Genomic DNA, 18,407 nt, shown 5'->3' with positions numbered 1-18,407 from the left:
CCTAACCTTCAACGTCCATTTCTGCCAAGATGCCGTCAACCAATCCGACGATCACAATGCCGTCCACCATGACAAAAACCATGAATGCGTTGGAGTGCAAAGAGAAGTTTCTTTCCGTCGTTGACGATGTCGCCGAAACGGGCGAGTCCGTCGTGGTAATCAGGAACGGCAGGCCGGTCGGCCTCATTCAGCCTTACGTTGCCGACAGGAAGACCTCCGGGCGCCCAAAGAAAGTTCTGACTAAAGGCCGATGACCGATATTGCCGTCCAAGACGCTCCAAGCAACGTCCCTGAGTTCTCCGTCTCCGAGCTGTCGTTCGCCCTGAAGCGCCAGCTCGAGGGGGCGTTCCCGCGCGTGCGGGTGCGGGGCGAGATCAGCCAACCGGTCTTTCCGCGCTCGGGCCACGCCTATTTTCGCCTGAAGGACGAGAACGCCGTGCTCGACGGCGTGTGCTGGAAGGGCACGCTGCCGCGGCTCGGCATCAGGATCGAGGAAGGCATGGAGGTGATTGCCACCGGCAAGATCACCACGTACCCCGGCTCGTCGCGCTACCAGATCATCATCGACCGCATGGAGCTGGCGGGCGAAGGCGCGCTGCTGAAGCTGCTGGAGGACCGGCGGAAGAAGCTCGCCGCCGAGGGCCTGTTCGCCCAGGAGCGCAAGCGGCCGCTGCCCTTCCTGCCCGAGGTGATCGGTGTGGTGACTTCGCCGTCGGGTGCGGTGATCCGCGACATCCTGCACCGTCTCGCCGACCGTTTTCCGCGCCGCGTGCTGGTCTGGCCGGTGTCGGTGCAGGGCGACAAGGCGGCCGGCGAGGTGGCCGCCGCGATCGCCGGCTTCAATCGCCTGCCGATGGACGGTCCCGTGCCGCGTCCGGGCGTGCTGATCGTCGCGCGCGGCGGCGGCAGCCTCGAGGATCTCTGGGCCTTCAACGAGGAGATCGTGGTGCGCGCTGCCGCCGCCTCGACCATCCCGCTGATTTCCGCGGTCGGCCACGAAACCGATACCACCCTCATCGACTTTGCCTCCGACCGCCGGGCGCCGACGCCGACGGCCGCCGCGGAGATGGCCGTGCCGGTGCGCGCGGACCTGCTCGCCCAGACGCTCGATTTCGGCAAGCGCACCATGGCCTGCATGACTCGCACGCTACGCGAGGCATCGACCGAGCTGGCCGGCCTGGCTCGCGGCTTGGGCGACCCGTTGCGCCTGATCGAGGAGCGCCAGCAGCGCCTCGATGTCAGCGGCGAGCGGCTGGCGCTCGCGACACGCGCGCTGGTCGAGCGGCGCGGCCATGAGCTGGAGCGCGCACGCCTCACCAGTCCGGTCGCGGTGATCAACGCCAAGGAGCAGCTCCTCGTGAGCGAGGGACGCGCGCTCGACGGCGCGATGCGACGCTTCAAGAGCGATGCCCTGCAGAAATATGCGCGCGCCTTCGACCGGCTCGAACAGTTCGGCGAGCGCCTGCAGCGGCATTCGACCGACCTGCTTCAGCAGGGCCGGCGCCAGGTCGATCAGATCGGCAAGCTGCTCGAGAGCTATTCGTTCCACTCGGTCCTCAATCGTGGCTTTGCCCTGGTGCGCGACCAGGACGGCCAGCCGGTGCTCGCCGCCGCGGGCCTGCGGTCGGGCGACACGATCGGCATCGAGTTCGGTGATGGCGAGGTGCGCGCGCGGGTCAGCGACGGCACCATCACCACTGCCGGCGGGCCGCGTCCCGCCCCTGCGCCGCGCAAGCGCGACGGCGGTGGCGGCAATCAAGGGTCGTTGTTGTAAGGGGGAAACGAATGTCCAGTGCGCCTCTGTCGGCGGAGACCACCAAGAACTTTCTCTATGCCAGCACCGCCACCGTCTCGATGCAGATGCTGAAGCGCGGCTTCCGCAATTGCGCGATCAACGGCGTGCGTCCGCTGAACCCGAAGGCGACGCGGTTGGTCGGACCGGCCTACACGCTGCGCTACATCCCGGGCCGCGAAGATCTCGACAAGCCACCGACACCCGCCGATCCGCCCAGTGCACAGCGCGCCGCGATCGAGGAGACGCCGGCGGGCCATGTGCTGGTGATCGGGACCGAAGGCAACACGCGCTCGGGCACGCTGGGCGACATCCTCGCGCTGCGCCTCAAGGTGCGCGGCGTCGCGGGCGTGCTGAGCGACGGCGCGATGCGCGACACGCCGGTGATCGGCAAGTTCGACTTCCCGGTCTACTGCTCGGCGGCCGCCGCGCCCCCCAGCATGGCCAACCTGCATCCGGTCGAGGTTCAGACGCCGGTCGGCATCTGTGGCGTGCCGGTCTATCCCGGCGATGTGATCGTGGCCGACGAGGACGGTGCCATCGTCGTACCGCGCCACATCGCCGACGAGGTGGGGCGCGATTCCTTCGAGCAGGAACGGCTGGAGAAGTTCGTCGCCATCCGGATCGGCCAGGGCCGCGAAATCCCCGGGGTCTATCCGCCGAACGATCAGACCAAGGCCGACTATGCGGCCTGGATCAAGGCTGGCGAGCCGGCCGACTGGCCGAAGTAAAGGGCAGGGGGCCGCCGCTCGCGAGATAGACCCCGGTGCTGATCACGGCGATGCCGATCCAGTCCGTCAGGCTCGGCCATTCGTGCAGGATGGGAATGGCGAGCAGGGCGGCGATCACCGGACCCAGCGAGATGAAAGCGGCCGCGGCGGACGGACCGATCAGCGCGATCGCGTATCCGTACAGCACCATCGACACCAGGGCGGTAAGCACTCCCTGGTAGGCGCCTTGCCACAGGATTTCCTGCCAAGGCGCCGCGAGCAGGCGCTGTGGCCCGACGAGCATCAGGTAGATCGGCAGATAGACGATGCAGGAGGCGACGGCGGCGATGGCGGTCGCGTGCAGCCCGTCGAGGCGCGAACGGCGCAGCACGACGGAGTAGGTTGCCCACAGGAGAGTGGCGGAGACCAGGATCAGGTGGCCGATGCTCTGCCGGCCAAGGGCCAGGGCGCTCACGCCGGCAATGGTGACGGCCCCGACCACGATCAGCCCGATACCGAATTTGCGCGATCCCGGCAGCCTCTCCTTGAGCATGATGGCCGCCACGATCGCCGTAGTGAGCGGCAGCACGCCCTGGGTAAAGGCGCTTGCGTGCGCGACGGGCGCGAAGAGCAGGCCCGCACCAACGGAAAGATTGTAGGCCGCCCCGCCGCCGATCACGATCGCCAGCAGGCCCGGCCAGCGCAGTCGGTCGAGCGCCCAGCCGCGCCGAAGCACCACAGGCAACAGCATCGCTCCCGCTACCGCAAAGCGCAGGGCGATCAGGTCGAGGACACCGAGATTGGCGGCCATGCCGACACGCATCGCCACCAGCCAGCCTGCCCAGATGAAGATTGTTCCCATCGCGCACAGCGCACCGAGAACGAAGCGCGAGGTATCTCTCACGGGCGCGGTGCGGAACGGCATTGCGCGATCTTAGCAGCGGCAGAGAGCCGCCGTCCGATCTCAAAGGTCGGCGAGATCGCCGTACGGCTTGGTGATCAGCTCGAGCAGATGGCCGCTGGGGTCCTCGAAATAGACGCCGCGACCGCCCCAATGACGGTTGATTTCGCTCGGCTGTCCCTTGTGTGGGTCGGCCCAGTAGGTGAGGCCGGCCTTCCTGATGCGCGCGAAGGCGGCATCGAACTCGGCATCGTCGACCAGGAAGGCGTAGTGCTGCATGCGCACCTCGCTCTCGCCGTCGACGAAATCGATCGTGACACCGTTGCTGGTCTTCACCGGAATGAACGGCCCCCACTCGGCGCCGACCGGAACGCCCAGCATGTCGCCCAGGAACTTCGCCGAGGCGTGCTTGTCCTTGGACCAGACGATGAGATGGTTTAGCGCTGCCATGGTCGCCTCCGTTCCCCGAATCTGGGCGCGACGCCACGACCGTTCAAGGCTTGACGGGCTGAGCCACCAACCGGACACCAAGCGCCGCGCAGACCCGACTGACAGTATCGAATCGCGGTGCGCTGCCTCCCGGTGCTAATCCTGTCATCCTAAGCGTAGCGAAGGATCTCGCGTTCCTTCAAAAGGCATTCTCCTGGAGCAAGCGTGAGGTCCTGCACTGAAGCAGAGTACTTTCCTGTCGTCCTGAGCGGAGCAAGGACCTCATGCCAGTGACGCGGCCCATGTCTGACCGTTCGGTGAGATCCTTCGCTGCGCTCAGGATGACATAAAGAACGCCGGAGACATCTGCACGTCACGAAGCCGCGTTCGGGACCACGCGGCGCTTGAGGGGTTGCCAGGTCCCGCGTGGTATCGGGTGCAGCGCGTCGCGGAACTGGGCCGCGCATCGTGCCCAGGTGAAGGTCTCGGCATGGGCGCGACAGTCGGCCGGCTTGCAGTCGATCGCGGCGAGGCAGGCGGTGCGCAGGTTCTCGTTCAGGGCGCCGACTTTCGGCGTGGTGACGACGTCGAGCGGACCGGGCACGGGATAGCCTGCAACGGGAACGCCGGAGGCGAGCGCCTCGACCATCACCAGGCCGAACGTGTCGGTGCGGCTCGGGAAGACGAAGCAGTCGGCCTGAGCGTAGCGCGCCGACAGTTCCTGGGGATCGACCGAGCCGAAAAAGCGTGCGTCCCTGTAGCGACGCTGCAGCTCTTTCATTTGAGGGCCGCCGCCCACGACCCACTTGGTGCCCGGCAGGTCGAGGTCGAGGAAGGCCTTGATGTTCTTCTCGACCGCGAGGCGCCCGGCATAGAGCCAGATCGGCCGCGCGTCCTGGAGTTGCTCGCGCGGCTGCGGCTTGAAGGCGGCGATGTCGACGCCACGCGACCATGGCACGAGGTTCCTGAAGCCGCGCGCCGTCAGCTCGTTGCGGATCGATTGCGCCACCACCAGGACGGCCGCCGACGGCGCATGGAACCAGCGTACGAAGGCGTAGCTCCAGGCCACCGGTATTCGGGTCCGGGCATGGACATATTCGGGGAAGCGCGTGTGATAGGCGGTGGTGAAGGGGATGTTGCGCTTCCGGCAGAACGCGCGCGCCGCCCAGCCAAGTGGCCCTTCGGTCACGAGATGGATCGCATCGGGTGCGAACAGCTTCAGCATGTGGTGCAGCCGCGACCCCGGGAACAGCGACAGACGAATCTCGGGATAGGTCGGGCAGGGCAGCGTGCGGAACCGGTCCGGCCCGAACACTTCGACCTCGTGGCCCTCGGCCTGCAGCAGCTGTACGATGGTCTCGATCGTGCGCACCACGCCGTTGATCTGCGGGCGCCAGGCATCGGAGACGATGGCGATGCGCAATCCGGCTACTCCGCCGCCAGCCGCGCCGGGGCGTGATACGGCAACACCGAGCGCTCGCGCGCAACTTCCTCCGCCCAGTGCACGATGCGCAGGCGACCCTCGAAATCCTCGACCAGCGCGGTGCAGCTCTCCACCCAGTCGCCGTCGTTGCAGTACAGGATGCCGTCGATGTTGCGGATCTCGGGGTGGTGGATGTGGCCGCAGACCACCCCATCGACGCCGCGCCGTCGCGCCTCGCTGGCGACGGCGGTCTCGAAGTCGGCGATGAACTGCACAGCGTTCTTGACCTTGTGCTTGAGATAGGCGGAGAGCGACCAATAGTTCAGCCCGAGCTTGCGGCGTCCCCAATTGAACAGGGTGTTGATGCGAAGCGCCGCGGTGTAGGCCCAGTCGCCCAGGATCGCGAGCCACCTGGCGTAGCGCACGATGCCGTCGAACTGATCGCCGTGGATCACCAGCAGCTTCTTGCCGTCGGGCGTCTCGTGGATCCATTCCTCCTCGACCCGCACATCGCCGAAGGTGAGCTGGCAGTATTGCCGCGCGGCCTCGTCGTGGTTGCCGGGTATGTAGATGACATGGGTGCCCTTGCGCGCCTTGCGCATGATCTTCTGCACCACGTCGTTGTGCGGCCGCGGCCAGTACCACCAGCGCTTGAGCCGCCAGCCGTCGACGATGTCACCGACGAGATAGAGATATTCGGACTCGTTCTTCTTGAGGAAGTCGAGCAGCATCTCGGCCTGGCAACCGCGCGTCCCCAGGTGGATGTCCGAGAGGAAGATCGCGCGATGGCGGGCGGCGTGGTGAGGACGTTCGATGGCAGTCATGTGGATAACGACTCGACCGACACAAAATATGTCGTGCGCGATTGCACGAACCTCAGCGGATTGTGTATGGGAGCGATTGCGCGCCAGTGAATCGCTTGTGACGGTTGGATGACATTCACATCTCCCAAAGCCGTATTGCTCATCCGGAACCCGACGGCGGGCCGCCGGCGGCGCGGGCTGGTCGATGCTGTGGTGCAGCACGTGCGGGCCGCGGGCTGGACGGTCGATCTAGTCGACACCGCTGCCGTCGGCGATGCGCGCCGGCTCGCGGCGTCCTGCGATGCCAGCCGCTATGCCGTGATTGCGGTCGCGGGCGGTGACGGCACGATCAACGAGGTGGTGAACGGCCTGTCGCGGCGCGGCGGGGGTGCCCCGCCTCTTGCGATTGTGCCGCTCGGCACCGCCAACGTGCTCGCCTACGAGCTTGGCCTCGATTTCAAGGCCACTGCGCTCGCGCACACCATAACGTCGGGCCATGCCCTGCTGGTGCATCCCGGCGAAGCGACTGGAGGCGGCGGTCCGCGCTGCTTCTCGCTGATGGCCGGCGCGGGCTTCGACGCCAAGGTGGTCGCGGGCGTCAGCGCGCGATTGAAGCGCCGGTTCGGCAAGGCGGCCTATGTCTGGCGCTCGCTGATCGAAACGCGGCGCTACCGGCCAGTGCGCTACGTCGCCGAAGTGGATGGCGTGCGTTATGAAGCGGCGTCCGTGATCGTGACGCATGGTCGGCATTATGCCGGGCCGTATGTCGTGGCGCCCAAGGCTGCGCTCAGCGAGCCGCTGCTTCATGTCTGCCTGTTCGAGCGCTGGGGGCGCTCGCATACGCTTCGCTTCGGCTTTGCCCTGCTGATGGGATGGTTGCCGACGGCGGGCGGCTATCGTGTGGTGACGGGGCGCGACATCAGGCTTTCCGTTCTGAGCGATGCCGGCGAAGTGCGCCGGCAGCCGGTGCAGATCGACGGTGACGATGCCATGACGCTTCCAGTGTCGATCAGCGTCACCTCGGGAGCGATCCGCATGTTGCAGCCGGCGTAGCCCTTTCCGAAAGGAATGTGACGATGTTCAGTTCTTCGCTACGCTCGGCGGCCGGCTTTGCCGGGATCGTGGTCGTTGCCCTGTCGATCCCGGCAACGTCGTCGCGTGCGACCGACCTGGGCAAGGACGACGAGGTCGCGATTCGCGGCAACATCGTCGCTGCCGACCCGAGCACCCGAATGATCATCGTCGAGAGTCCCGAGCGGGATACTCTGTCCTACCGCGTCCTTCCGACCATGGGCGCTTCGTCGTCGGGCGACACCTTCGGTCGGCTGCGCCCCGGTGTGACTGTCGACCTGCGTTACTATCGCGTGGTCGACTTGCTGGTCGCCAAGTCGACCCCCGAGATCGACAAGCAGGCGGCGACCCTGGTCGCCGATCCGGCGCAGGGGCCGGGCATCCTGGGCACAGGCATGCGGGCCCGGCTTTGGGCGCTGTCAGGTACGGTGGTCCGCACCGACCTGGCGGCGAAGAAGATCGACCTCGTCGATTCCAACGGCGGCATGACCTACCGCACGCCGTGGATCAAGTCGGCCGAGGGGCAGGCGGTGCTCGCGACCCTGAAACCGGGCGACAAGGTCACGCTGGTGTTCAGCGAGCGTACCGCATTCGAGGTCGTCCCGATCAACTGAGGCTGGGAGCGCGGCTCTCCAGAGCCGCTCATGGGGCGTGGCGAACGGAAGGAAGAGCGGCTCCGGAGAGCCGCTCCCAGCGTCACACGAATGAGTTCACGGCCTCTCAGCGCACGGTGCGCTGCAGTCGCGCCACCATGTCCGGCGTGGGATGGCCGTCGGCGGGCAGGCCCGCCTGCTTCTGGAACAGGCGCACGGCCGAGCGGGTCTTGGGGCCGAGCAGCCCGTCGGTTTCGTCGGTGTAGAGGCCGAGCTTCGTCAATCGCGTCTGGATGTCGATCACGGTGTCGCGCGCCAGCGGCGCGTCGTCGGTCGGCGCGGCCTGCATGATCGTCGGCCCGCCCGCGATCTGCTGCGCCAGGATGGCGACTGACAGCGCGTAGAGCGTCGAGCGGTTCCAGTTCATCACTGCCTTGAAGTTCGGATAGAGGATGAACGCCGGGCCGCGCCAGCCGGCCGGCAGGATGATCTGGGACGGCTCGTCGCTTGCCGGCAGGGCGCCGCCACCGGCGCGCTTCACGCCCATTGCCGCCCAGGCGCGGACCGGCTTGTCGACCGTCGTGTCGGCCTGATCGAGGGGGAACCCCTGTGGCAGGATCACCTCTTCGGCTGCCGGCAGGCCGGGCTTGAAGCCGACGCCGCGCAGGAAGTTCGCGGCCGAGGCGAAGGCGTCGGGCAGGCTGTTCCAGATGTCGATGCGGCCGTTGCCGTCGCGATCGACCGCCCACTTGGTGAAGGTCGAGGGCATGAACTGCATGTTGCCCATCGCGCCGGCCCACGAGCCTTTCATCTGCTGCGTGGTCATGTGGTTATTGGCGAGGATCTTTAGCGCCTGGACCGTCTCGTTGCTGAAGAAGGCCTGGCGCTTGGTCATGCAGGCGAGCGTGGCGACCGAGCGCAGCGCGGAGAAGTCGCCCATGAAGCTGCCGTAGTTCGTTTCGACGCCCCAGAAGGCGACGAGATACGGCGCCGCCACGCCATATTCGCGCTCGATGTCGGTGAGCAAGCCGCGATTCTGCTGAAGCTTCTGCTGGCCCCTGGCGATGCGGTCGGGCGTGACCGCGTTGGCGATGTACTTGCCGTAGGTCAGCGAGAATTCCGGTTGACGCGAATCGAGGTCGACGACCTTGGCATCGGGTGTCAGGCCCCGGAAGGCGGTGTCGATGGTAGCGGTCGGTACGCCCTGACGCACCGCTTCGCTACGGATGTTCTGCAGGCACGCCTGGAAGTCGCTTTGCGCCAGCGCCGGGCCCGCGGCAACCGCCGTCATTGCGGCGAGGAGGACGATCTTGGGGGAAGGGATCATGCTCCAATTCTATCATGACCCGGCGATGGTCATGCCTTCGATTCGCACTGTCGGCGCATTGGTCGAGCTCTTGAATTGCAGGTCGTTCGCGGCGGCCATGTTGAGGAACATGTCCTTCAGATTGCCGGCCACGGTGAGGCCGCTGACCGGCCAGGCCTTCTTGCCGTTTTCGATCCAGAAGCCCGAGGCACCGCGGCTGTAATCGCCGGTGACGCCGTTCACGCCAAAGCCGATCAGGTCGGTGATGTAGAGCCCGCTCTTGATGTCGGCGATCAGCTCGTCGGGCGACAGCTTGCCCTTTTCGAGATAGAAGTTGGACGTGCCGCCGCCCGGTCCGTGACCGGTCGGCGCGAGGCCGAGCTGTCGCGCCGAGGCAAGGTCAAGCAGCCAAGTGGTCAGCACGCCATCGTCGATAACTGCCCGGCGTCTGGTCGGCAGGCCCTCGCCGTCGAACGGCCGGCTGCCCAGCCCGCGCTTGCGGTGCGGATTGTCGATGACGCGGAGGCCCTTGGCGAAGATCTGCTGGCCCATACTGTCCTTCAGGAAGGACGTGCCGCGCGCCACGCCGCGGCCGTTGATGGCGCCCGCAAGATGGCCGAGGAGGCCGCCTGCGAGGCGACGGTCATAGACCACCGGCGCGCGCGCGTTGCCGGCCTTGCGCGGATTGAGCCGCTCGACGGCGAACTTGCCGGCATTGCGACCGACCTTGGCAGCGGGCATCAGGTCTTCGAAATGGACCGCGCTCGACCATTCATAGTCGCGCTCCATGCCGGTGCCCTCGCCCGCGAGCACTGCGCAGGATAGCGAGTAGCCGCCGCGTCGGTTGCCGCCGCTGAAGCCGTTGCTGGTGACCAGCATCATGGTCGTGCGGCTCCAGCTCGCCTCGGCTCCCTCGGAATTGGTGACGCCTTTCACCGAGCGGGCGGCATCCTCGGCTTCGGCTGCGAGCGTCAGCAGGGCCTTGGCCGACGGTGGCCGGCGCTTGTCGTCGAGATCGAGGTCCGGCCAGCTGGTGGCCAGCAATTCGGCCGGGGCGATGCCGGCATAGGGATCCTCCGGCACCGCACGCGCCATGCTCACCGCGCGCTCGACGAGCGCGCGCAGAGCCTTGGGGGAGAAGTCGGTCGAGGACACGGAGGCGGAGCGCAGGCCGACGAAGGCGCGCAGCCTCAGGTCGCGGCCCTCGCTGCCCTCGAGCTTCTCGCGCTTGCCGAGCCGCTGGGCGACCGAGATCGACTCGCCGCCGACGTAGACCGCTTCGGCGGAGTCCGCGCCGGCCGCCTTCGCCCATTTCATCAGGTCTGTCAGGAGATCGGCATCGACCCCGGGAGGCGGAGGCGGCTTGCGCGGGGCGGTCTTTTTCTTCGGTTTGGCCATGCCCTCGTTTTACTTGCTGGGGGCGCGCCACTCCAGTGGCGCGTCATGAATCGCCCCACTGGAGTGGCGCGCCCCCAGCGAGGACTAAAGGCGGCTCGAGCGGTTGGCCGCGCAGGTCACAGCCTTGAGCGAGGCGGTGACGATGTTGGAGTCCATTCCTACCCCCCACAGGACCTTGCCGGCAGCCGTTTCAGCCTCGATGTAGCTGACCGCCTGGGCGTCCTCGCCGGCGCCCGTGGCATGTTGGTGATAATCGCGCACCCGGATCTTGATGCCGCAATCCTTGGCCAGCGCCTCGACATAGCCCGCGATCGGGCCATTGCCGTGCCCGCTGATCGCCTTGGGTTGGCCGTCGACCATCACCTTGGCGTCGATCAGCCGGAGCTCCGGATGGCCGGGCTCGGGCAGGGTGGTGTGGCCCTGAAAGGTGATCGGGCTGGTGTTCTCGAGATACTCCTTGCGGAAGGTGTCCCAGATCAGCGCCGGCTGAATCTCCTTGCCGGTTTCGTCGGCGATCTGCTGGATCACCTTGGAGAACTCGACCTGGAGAAGACGGGGCATGTCGATGCCGTAATCGCTCTTCAGGATGTAGGCGATGCCGCCCTTGCCCGACTGGCTGTTGATGCGGATGATCGCCTCATAGCTCCGACCCAGATCGGCCGGATCGATCGGCAGGTAGGGCACTTCCCAGACCTTGCTGTTCGACGACTGAAGCGCCTTGAAGCCCTTGTTGATCGCGTCCTGATGCGACCCCGAGAAGGCCGTGAACACGAGGTCGCCGCCATAGGGATGACGCGGATGGACCGGCAGCTGGTTGCAATATTCGACCGTCTGGCGGATCTCGTTGATGTTCGAGAAGTCGATCTCCGGATCGACGCCCTGGGTGAACATGTTGAGGCCCAGCGTCACCAGGTCGACGTTGCCGGTGCGTTCACCGTTGCCGAACAGGCAGCCTTCGATGCGGTCGGCACCGGCCATGAAGCCGAGCTCCGCCGCAGCCACGCCGGTGCCGCGGTCGTTGTGCGGGTGCAGGCTCAGGATCATCGAATCGCGGTACTTGAAGTTGCGATGGCACCATTCGATCTGGTCGGCATAGATGTTGGCCGAGGCCATCTCGACCGTCGCCGGCAGGTTGATGATCATCTTCCTCTGCGGCGTCGGCCGGTAGACGTCGCCCACCGCCGCGCAGATATCGCGCGCGAACTCGAGTTCGGTGCCGGTGAAGCTCTCCGGCGAATATTCGAAGACCCACTCGGTGTTGGGATCGGCATCGGCGAGCTGCTTGACCAGCTTGGCGCCCGATACGGCGATGTCGATGATGCCGGCGTAGTCGGTATTAAAGACAACCCGCCGCTGCAGGGTCGAGGTCGAATTGTAGAGATGGACGATTGCGCGCTTGGCGCCGCGACAGGCTTCGAAAGTGCGCTCGATCAGCTCGGGCCGGCTCTGCGTCAGCACCTGGATGGTGACGTCGCCCGGGATCATCCCGTGCTCGATCAATTCGCGCACGAAGTCGAAGTCGGTTTCCGACGCGGCCGGAAAGCCGACCTCGATTTCCTTGTAGCCCATCTGGACCAGGAGCTTGAACATCCGCGTCTTGCGGTCCGAGTCCATCGGCTCGATCAAGGCCTGGTTGCCGTCGCGCAGATCGACTGCGCACCAGATCGGCGGCTTTGTGATCACGGCGTTGGGCCACTTCCGGTCCTTGATGTCGATCGGCTTGAACGGAACGTATTTTTCGCCCGCGGTGGGCATCATTGGCTTTTGGGGTGACATGGCTCGCTACGACTATTTGAGAGAATGAGACGGACGACAGCGCGACCCGCAAGGTTCCCTGTCGAGGGAGGCGGGTCAGCGAATAAGTCGAAGCGTCGTCAGTCGGAGCATTGCGGGCCTGACATTCCCTGATTTGCGGGCTCGCGTCAACCCGCGGCGTAGGCGGCCACCGGCTGGGCGACCGGCGGCTTGCGCAGCAGGTAGCTGTAGTAGGCCATGCCGCCGGAGGCGAGAAGCGAAGGGATGCGCGTGCCGTCGACGCCCGTGAACACGTCGGCAATGCCCGCGAACGGCCCGCCCGCGATGCGTCGTCCTCCGTCACGGCGGCGGATGCTGTCGCGGTGGAGCGCCTCGACGACATTGGTCGTGATGTTGCGCTCGAAGACGATCTCCAGCCCGGAGCGGGCGATCGCGGCCCGCCAGTCGACGAGCTCGTGCGCCAGCCGGAGATCGGTGTAGTGCAGGTGACCGCCCGGTCGCAGCACGCGTTTCACCTCGGCAAAGAAGCCGTCGATCGACGGATAGCAAAAGGAAGATTCGACGTTGATGACGGAATCGAAGCTCTGACTGTCGAAGGGAAGTCGTTCGGCATCGCCTTGGCGAAAGTGTAGATTAGCGATGATATGCCGCCTGTTGCAGAACGCCACCGCCTTGCCGCTGAGATCGATGCCGACCATACGGCGCGGCTTGAGGTAGCGTGCGACGTAGGAGGCGCCGCCGCCGCGGCCGCTGCCGATCTCCAGTACGTCGCGTCCGGCAACCGGCGCCAGGGTCGCGACATGGCGGTAGAGCGCGATCGGATAGCGTTCGGCCTCGTCGTCCGGCTGCAGATCGAACGACCCTGTCGTGCCGTCGGGCTCGGCATAGCCGTAGTTCATCAGGGTCCACCAGCCGACGTTGCCGAAGCGGGCCGCGAGCACATCGAAGAACAAGCGCCACATGGCGCGCCGCAGGGAGGGCGTGCGGTTGAGGACCCACAAGAAAGCGTCGGCTATCATTCCAGGCAATTCTCCCCCGCAAGGCCGTTAAACGATCGTCGAAGCGCCCGCAAGCAGGTGCACGCGTGATTTGCCCGACCTGCAAAAGTCCAAACCAGCCGGGCGGCCGGTTTTGCACCGCGTGCGGTTCGCAACTGGTGCTGACCTGCAGCGCCTGTGGCTTCTCCAATACGCCGAGCGATCGATTCTGTGGCGGCTGCGGCAAGGCCGCCGAGGCGGTTGCGGTGGTCGAGCCGACGGTGCACCACGCCGTGGTCCAGCGCCGCGCCGGAGACGGCGAGCGCAAGCGGGTGACGGTGCTGTTCGCCGACCTCGAGGGCTCGACCGCCGCGATCGAAGGCCTCGATCCAGAGGCGGCACTGAGCCAGATCGAGCCAGCGGTGCAGATCATGATGCGGCTGGTCCATCGCTACGAGGGCGTGGTCTGCCGGCGGCTGGGCGACGGCATCCTCGCCCTGTTCGGCGCACCGGTCGCGCATGAGGATCACGCGGTACGGGCCTGCTTCGCCGGCCTCGGCATCCAGCGCGAGCTGCGCGAGGCCGGCATGGCCGACCGTGCACGGGTCGGGCTGAACTCGGGCGAGGTGTTGTACCGCACCATCGCGTCCGACCTCGGCATCGAGGTCGACGTCGTCGGTCCGGTGGTCCATGTCGCGGCACGCATGGAGCAGATGGCGCCGGCGGGTGGCGTCTACCTCACCGGCGAGACCCAGGCGTTGACCCAAGGCCTGATCGAGACCCGCGAGGTCGGGCCGCTCGACATCAAGGGCGCGTCGGCGCCGATCGAGACCTACGAGGCGATCGGCGCCTCGCTCTACGTATCGCGCTGGGAAGCTTCCAGCCTGCGCGAGCGCGCACCGTTCGTCGGCCGCGAGCGCGAGCGGGCGACCTTGCAGACCGCTCTTGCGGCGCTCGCGCAGGGGCGCGGTGGCGTTGTCGGTATTTCCGGTGAGGCCGGACTCGGCAAGTCTCGGTTGGTGCACGGCACGATCGGCGAGGGTGGCCCCGACGGGGCGCACAGGGCGCTATTTGCCGCCGCGACGGGGCTCGGCCGCACCATTCCCTACCATGCGCTCGCATCAGCGCTGCGCGACCTGTTCGGCATCTCCGAGGGCGACGACGCAGGCCGCGTGCGCCAGCGGGTCGCCGCGGTGCTCGACGATCTGGACTCGATGCTGATGGCCGACGCTGCCTTCTTCGCCTCGATGGTGACGCTGGCGGCTGCCACGCCGGAGTGGCTCGCCGTGGATCCGCGCGCCAAGCGGCTCGCTGCGCGCGAGGCGACGCTGCGGCTTTGCCGTCGCGTCTCGGCCGCCACCCCGCTGGTTCTGGTGTTCGAGGACGTGCACTGGATCGACCGCGACAGCGAAGAGGTGCTGCGCGCGGTGGCGCAACTCACCCGAGAGGCACCGCTGCTCGTGGTGCTCACCTACCGTTCCGAATACGACGACGCGTGGTTGGCAGCGACGGGCGGCACGCGGCTGCGCATGGCGCCGCTCGGCGATGATGACGTGCGGCGCTCGCTCCTGGAATGGTTCGTTGCAGGCCCGGAGACGGAGCGGCTGGTCGAGCGCCTGACTGCGCGCGCCGCCGGCAACCCGCTGTTCTTCGAGGAATGCGTGCGCGATCTCGGCCAGAGCGGGGCGCTAACCACGGTGCTCGTGACTGACGGGACGGGTGTGCGGCGGCGTTATGCCTGCTCGGAGGCACCCGAGGCGATTCGCATGCCGCCGTCGGTACACGACGTCATTGCCTCGCGCATCGACCGACGCTCGCCCGATTGCGTCGCCCTGCTACGCGCCCTCTCGATGATCGACGGCCGCATCCCGCTCTGGCTGGCGGCGGCCGTCGCCGGTCGGGCGCCCGCCGCGGCCGAAGCGGTGCTGCGCGAGGCCATGGCAGCGGGGATCCTGGTGCAGGCGAGCCTCTATCCCGACGTCGAATATGTCTTCGCTCACGCCTTGCTGCGCGAGGTGGCGCACGATTCGCTGACCCGCGCGCGCCGGATCAAGGTCCATCGACGGATCGTCGGGGCGCTCGAAGCCCATCATGCCGGCCGGCTGCAGGATCAGGCGGAATTGCTGGCCCATCACGCCGTGCGGGGAGCGCTGTGGAGCAAGGCGGCGCTGTACCAGGGGCTGGCGGCCGATCGGGCGCTGGCGCGCGGTTCCTACGCCGAGGCGATCGACGGCATGCGCGAGGCGCTGAGATCGTTCGACGAGGCGACGCCCTCCCTGGAGGCGACGCAGCGGGCGATCGACCAGCTGCGCTCCCTGCGCGCGTTGCTCTATGCGACCGGCGGAGACGCTGCTGAAATCGATCGCATCCTCGTGCGTGCCGAGGAACTCGCGCTGGGCGCCGGCGATCGGGTGCGGCTCGCCTGGGTATGGGCCGACCAGTCGGCCCAGTTCTGGGTCGCGGGCGCCAATGAGGCTGCCATCACCGCCGCCCGTCGAGCGCTCGAGATCGCCGAGCAGGCCGGCGAGACGCGATTGCGCGCTCTGGCGTTGTTCCGCCTCGGCCTCGGCTACTATGCGACCGGCGACTATGCAGAAGCAACTGATGCCCTGCGGCGCAGCATCGGGCTGCTGGAAGGCGAACTGCGGACGGAACGGATCGGCACCACCGGCGCAACCTTGGTGATTGCCACCGGCTACCTGATCACCACGCTTTGCGAACTTGGTCGCTTCGACGAGGCGGAGCTATGTTCCCGGGAAATGGTCGCGGTGGCTGATGAGGCGGGCGACGTCTATTCGATCGCGTCGGCGCAGATGGCCCGCTCTACCCTGGCAATCGCCAGGGCGGCTGATGTGGCAGGAGCGCTCGCCCGGCTCGAGACGGTGCTGGGCGCAGTCAAGGCTGCCGGTGCGCTCGCAGTGGCGCAATTCATCGAGACCTTGCTGGGCCGCGCCCGGTTCGTGACGGGCGATACCGCAGGATCGCTCGCGCTGCTCGCGCCGAAGAAGGAATACGGCGTCGTGCCGCGGGCGCACACCCACGGACTGGCGAAGGTCTGGCTGGCCGAGGCGCTGGGCGCAGCTCGGCAGATCGACGAGGGAATGGCGGCGCTCGACGCTGTCGAGCGCGGCGCCCAGGAACGCGGCGAACGCGGCACGCTCGCCCATTGCTGGAAGGCGCGAGGCGGGCTGGCATTGGCAGCCGGAGATCCCGTGGAGGCGGAGAATCAGTACCGGCGGAGCCTGGCTCAGGCCCGACAGCTCTCGATGGCGCCGGTCTGCGAGGCGTGCGAGGCGGCTCTCGCCGCCCTCGCCGCCCTGCAGGCAGGGGCCTCAGTTGAGAGGAATGTTGAAGTTTAGGTTCAGGCCGGATGGGCCCTGGTTCTGCTGGTACATTGGTGCAGCGTACATCGGCGCGGCGTACACCGGTGGCGGCTGCACGAGGACCGGTCGTGCCCGCTCGACATAGACAGGACGTTCGCGGACGACCACCGGACGCTCATACACGTGGCGGCGCTCGTACCGATGGTCGTGGCGCCACTCCTCATGGCGCCAGCGATCGCCGTAGCGGTCGTGATCGTAGGCTTGAGCGGCGCCGGCTGCGGCAAGGAAGAGAAGACCGGTGCCAAGTGCGGCGCCGACGAGATGGGAAAGACGCATTGAGCAATACCTCCGCTGACACCAGAAGGTACGCAGGCTCGCCATCGATTCATCCCGAAGAAAATTGCGGCATTTGTCCGGAATCGCGACAGCGGGATTCTGCCTCATTCACAACGCCGGTCACAAAAAAGACGCGCCAAGAAATGGCGCGTATCGAAAACAAGGAAGTCCGCACTTTAGCGGCAGTGAAGGTCAGGACTCGGGCCGATCGGTTCCGAGTAGCAGGAATAAACCTGCGGCGGCTAGCAGGCTGGCGCGGCGTAACGCGATGCGCGCGAGGGGTTTGAATGTGACCGGCGCGAGGAATTTCGCAGCCGGTTGTCGCCAGGTTTCGCACCCGGCCTCGTGACGGCTAAGATGCGCCAAAATCCGTGGAGGAGATGCAAATGGCGGGTCCGCTGGCCGGAGTGAGAATTCTCGACTGCACGACGGTCGTGCTGGGACCGTGGGCCGCGCAGCAGCTCGGGGATCTCGGCGCCGACGTGATCAAGATCGAGCCGCCCGAAGGCGACACCACGCGGGTGCTCGGGCCGTCGCGGCACCCGGGGATGGCGGCCTTCTATCTCGGCTGCAATCGCTCCAAGCGCTCGATCGTCCTCGACCTCAAGCAGGACTCCGGCCGCAAGGCGCTGTTCAAGCTCGCCGAGACTGCCGACGTGCTGATGCACAATTACCGGCCCGATCCGGCCAAGCGCCTCGGCGTGGAATACGAGAAGTTCGAGAAGATCAATCCGCGGCTCGTCTATGTCGCGGCCTACGGCTACCGCGCCGCGGGCCCGATGGGTGCCAAGGCGGCGTACGACGACATCATCCAGGCAGGTTCCGGCCTCGCCGCGTTGCAGAGCGTCGTCGCCGGCCAGCCGCGCTTCCTGCCGACGATCGTCGCCGACAAGACCAGCTCCAACGGCGTGGTCTCGGCGCTGCTCGCGGCCCTCTTTGCGCGCGAGCGCACCGGCAAGGGCCAGGCGGTCGAGGTCCCGATGTTCGAGACGCTGGTCTCTTTCGTGATGGTCGAGCATCTCTACGGCGAAACCTTTATCCCGGCACTCGACACCGCAGGCTACAAGCGCGTGCTCAACAAGGAGCGACGGCCCTATCCGTCGAAAGACGGCTATTTTGCCCTGCTGCCCTATACCGACGGTCACTGGCGCGAGTTCTGCGTCCTGGTCGGCCGCGAGGACCTCGCGAAGGACCCGCGCTTCCAGGGCATGGCCAATCGCCTGAAGAACGTCGAGCAATATTACGCGACCCTCGCCGGACTCTGCGCCGAGCGCACCAACGCCGAATGGGTCGAGTTGCTCAAGAACTCCAACGTGCCGCACGGCCCGGTAAACACGCTCGACGATCTGTTCGTCGACCCGCAGCTCGAGGCCACCGGGTACTGGCAGGAAGTCGACCATCCGACAGAGGGTAAGCTTCGCATGCCGGGTATCGCTCCACGCTTCAGCAAGACCAAGCCCGAGATCACGCGCCTGCAGCCGCGGCTCGGTGAGCATAGTGTCGAGGTGCTGCGCGAGGCTGGCTTCACTCAGGTTGAAATCGATGCCATGCTGGCATCGGGCGCGACCAAAGCGGCGTAACAGCCGTTTC

Annotated in this window: 16 protein-coding genes; 6 read left to right on the top strand and 10 right to left on the bottom strand. The window is 66.7% G+C overall.

Annotation, left to right across the window (positions count from 1 at the left end):
- Window position 1 precedes the first annotated feature (1 nt).
- Window positions 2-187 (bottom strand): hypothetical protein, encoded by a 186-nt coding sequence (locus ACQY8M_RS35310; RefSeq protein ID WP_428666534.1) that lies wholly within the window; start codon window positions 185-187, stop codon window positions 2-4.
- 63 nt (window positions 188-250) lie between these two features.
- On the opposite strand from ACQY8M_RS35310, the gene xseA reads away from it, so the two are divergent.
- Together xseA and ACQY8M_RS35300 are read left to right on the top strand one after the other, a co-directional pair.
- Window positions 251-1,774 (top strand): exodeoxyribonuclease VII large subunit, encoded by a 1,524-nt coding sequence (xseA, locus tag ACQY8M_RS35305; RefSeq protein WP_428666531.1) that lies wholly within the window; start codon window positions 251-253, stop codon window positions 1,772-1,774.
- 11 nt (window positions 1,775-1,785) lie between these two features.
- The gene (locus ACQY8M_RS35300) at window positions 1,786-2,523 is read left to right on the top strand and encodes a ribonuclease activity regulator RraA (RefSeq protein WP_428666529.1); all 738 of its coding nucleotides are present in this window, start codon (window positions 1,786-1,788) and stop codon (window positions 2,521-2,523) included.
- Here the strand turns inward: ACQY8M_RS35300 and ACQY8M_RS35295 are convergent.
- The 4 genes from ACQY8M_RS35295 to ACQY8M_RS35280 form a co-directional block, all read right to left on the bottom strand.
- On the bottom strand, window positions 2,489-3,427 hold the full coding sequence (locus ACQY8M_RS35295) for a DMT family transporter (protein ID WP_428666526.1): 939 nt from the start codon (window positions 3,425-3,427) through the stop codon (window positions 2,489-2,491). The two genes, ACQY8M_RS35300 and ACQY8M_RS35295, sit on opposite strands and share 35 nt — an antisense overlap.
- Before the next feature lie 39 nt (window positions 3,428-3,466).
- On the bottom strand, window positions 3,467-3,853 hold the full coding sequence (locus tag ACQY8M_RS35290; protein ID WP_428666523.1) for a VOC family protein: 387 nt from the start codon (window positions 3,851-3,853) through the stop codon (window positions 3,467-3,469).
- A 352-nt stretch (window positions 3,854-4,205) separates the two neighbouring features.
- Window positions 4,206-5,255, bottom strand: coding sequence for a glycosyltransferase family 4 protein (locus ACQY8M_RS35285; RefSeq protein WP_428666520.1), 1,050 nt, complete (start codon window positions 5,253-5,255; stop codon window positions 4,206-4,208).
- A 5-nt stretch (window positions 5,256-5,260) separates the two neighbouring features.
- Window positions 5,261-6,079: a UDP-2,3-diacylglucosamine diphosphatase gene (locus ACQY8M_RS35280; RefSeq protein ID WP_428666518.1), complete on the bottom strand. Its 819-nt coding sequence runs from the start codon at window positions 6,077-6,079 to the stop codon at window positions 5,261-5,263.
- 108 nt (window positions 6,080-6,187) lie between these two features.
- Between ACQY8M_RS35280 and ACQY8M_RS35275 the strand changes: the two genes are divergently transcribed.
- A complete protein-coding gene (locus ACQY8M_RS35275) occupies window positions 6,188-7,111 on the top strand; it encodes a diacylglycerol/lipid kinase family protein (RefSeq protein WP_428666515.1) in 924 nt (307 codons plus the stop codon).
- Between the two features lie 23 nt (window positions 7,112-7,134).
- Window positions 7,135-7,743, top strand: a complete 609-nt coding sequence (locus ACQY8M_RS35270) for a hypothetical protein (RefSeq protein WP_428666512.1) — start codon at window positions 7,135-7,137, stop codon at window positions 7,741-7,743.
- A gap of 106 nt (window positions 7,744-7,849) precedes the next feature.
- On the opposite strand, the gene ACQY8M_RS35265 is transcribed toward ACQY8M_RS35270, so the two are convergent.
- From ACQY8M_RS35265 to ACQY8M_RS35250, 4 genes are all read right to left on the bottom strand, one after another.
- Complete coding sequence (locus ACQY8M_RS35265; protein ID WP_428666510.1) at window positions 7,850-9,049, bottom strand: lytic murein transglycosylase; 1,200 nt, start codon at window positions 9,047-9,049, stop codon at window positions 7,850-7,852.
- A 12-nt stretch (window positions 9,050-9,061) separates the two neighbouring features.
- Window positions 9,062-10,426: a TldD/PmbA family protein gene (locus tag ACQY8M_RS35260; protein WP_428666507.1), complete on the bottom strand. Its 1,365-nt coding sequence runs from the start codon at window positions 10,424-10,426 to the stop codon at window positions 9,062-9,064.
- An 84-nt stretch (window positions 10,427-10,510) separates the two neighbouring features.
- Window positions 10,511-12,181 (bottom strand): 2-isopropylmalate synthase, encoded by a 1,671-nt coding sequence (gene leuA / locus ACQY8M_RS35255; RefSeq protein WP_428675581.1) that lies wholly within the window; start codon window positions 12,179-12,181, stop codon window positions 10,511-10,513.
- Between the two features lie 167 nt (window positions 12,182-12,348).
- A complete protein-coding gene (locus ACQY8M_RS35250; RefSeq protein WP_428666505.1) occupies window positions 12,349-13,200 on the bottom strand; it encodes a class I SAM-dependent methyltransferase in 852 nt (283 codons plus the stop codon).
- Between the two features lie 65 nt (window positions 13,201-13,265).
- Between ACQY8M_RS35250 and ACQY8M_RS35245 the strand changes: the two genes are divergently transcribed.
- The gene (locus ACQY8M_RS35245; RefSeq protein WP_428666502.1) at window positions 13,266-16,517 is read left to right on the top strand and encodes an AAA family ATPase; all 3,252 of its coding nucleotides are present in this window, start codon (window positions 13,266-13,268) and stop codon (window positions 16,515-16,517) included.
- Here ACQY8M_RS35245 and ACQY8M_RS35240 read toward each other — a convergent pair.
- Window positions 16,491-16,817: a hypothetical protein gene (locus ACQY8M_RS35240; RefSeq protein ID WP_428666500.1), complete on the bottom strand. Its 327-nt coding sequence runs from the start codon at window positions 16,815-16,817 to the stop codon at window positions 16,491-16,493. The two genes, ACQY8M_RS35245 and ACQY8M_RS35240, sit on opposite strands and share 27 nt — an antisense overlap.
- A 386-nt stretch (window positions 16,818-17,203) precedes the next feature.
- Here ACQY8M_RS35240 and ACQY8M_RS35235 point away from each other — a divergent pair, with 386 nt between their 5' ends.
- Window positions 17,204-18,397, top strand: a complete 1,194-nt coding sequence (locus ACQY8M_RS35235; protein ID WP_428666497.1) for a CaiB/BaiF CoA transferase family protein — start codon at window positions 17,204-17,206, stop codon at window positions 18,395-18,397.
- Window positions 18,398-18,407: the final 10 nt, after the last annotated feature.

It is taken from the genome of Reyranella sp., from assembly GCF_965279465.1.
Lineage (GTDB): Bacteria > Pseudomonadota > Alphaproteobacteria > Reyranellales > Reyranellaceae > Reyranella.
The sequence above is the reverse complement of the archived record's forward strand: the minus strand, read 5'-3'. Positions and strand labels throughout refer to the sequence as shown.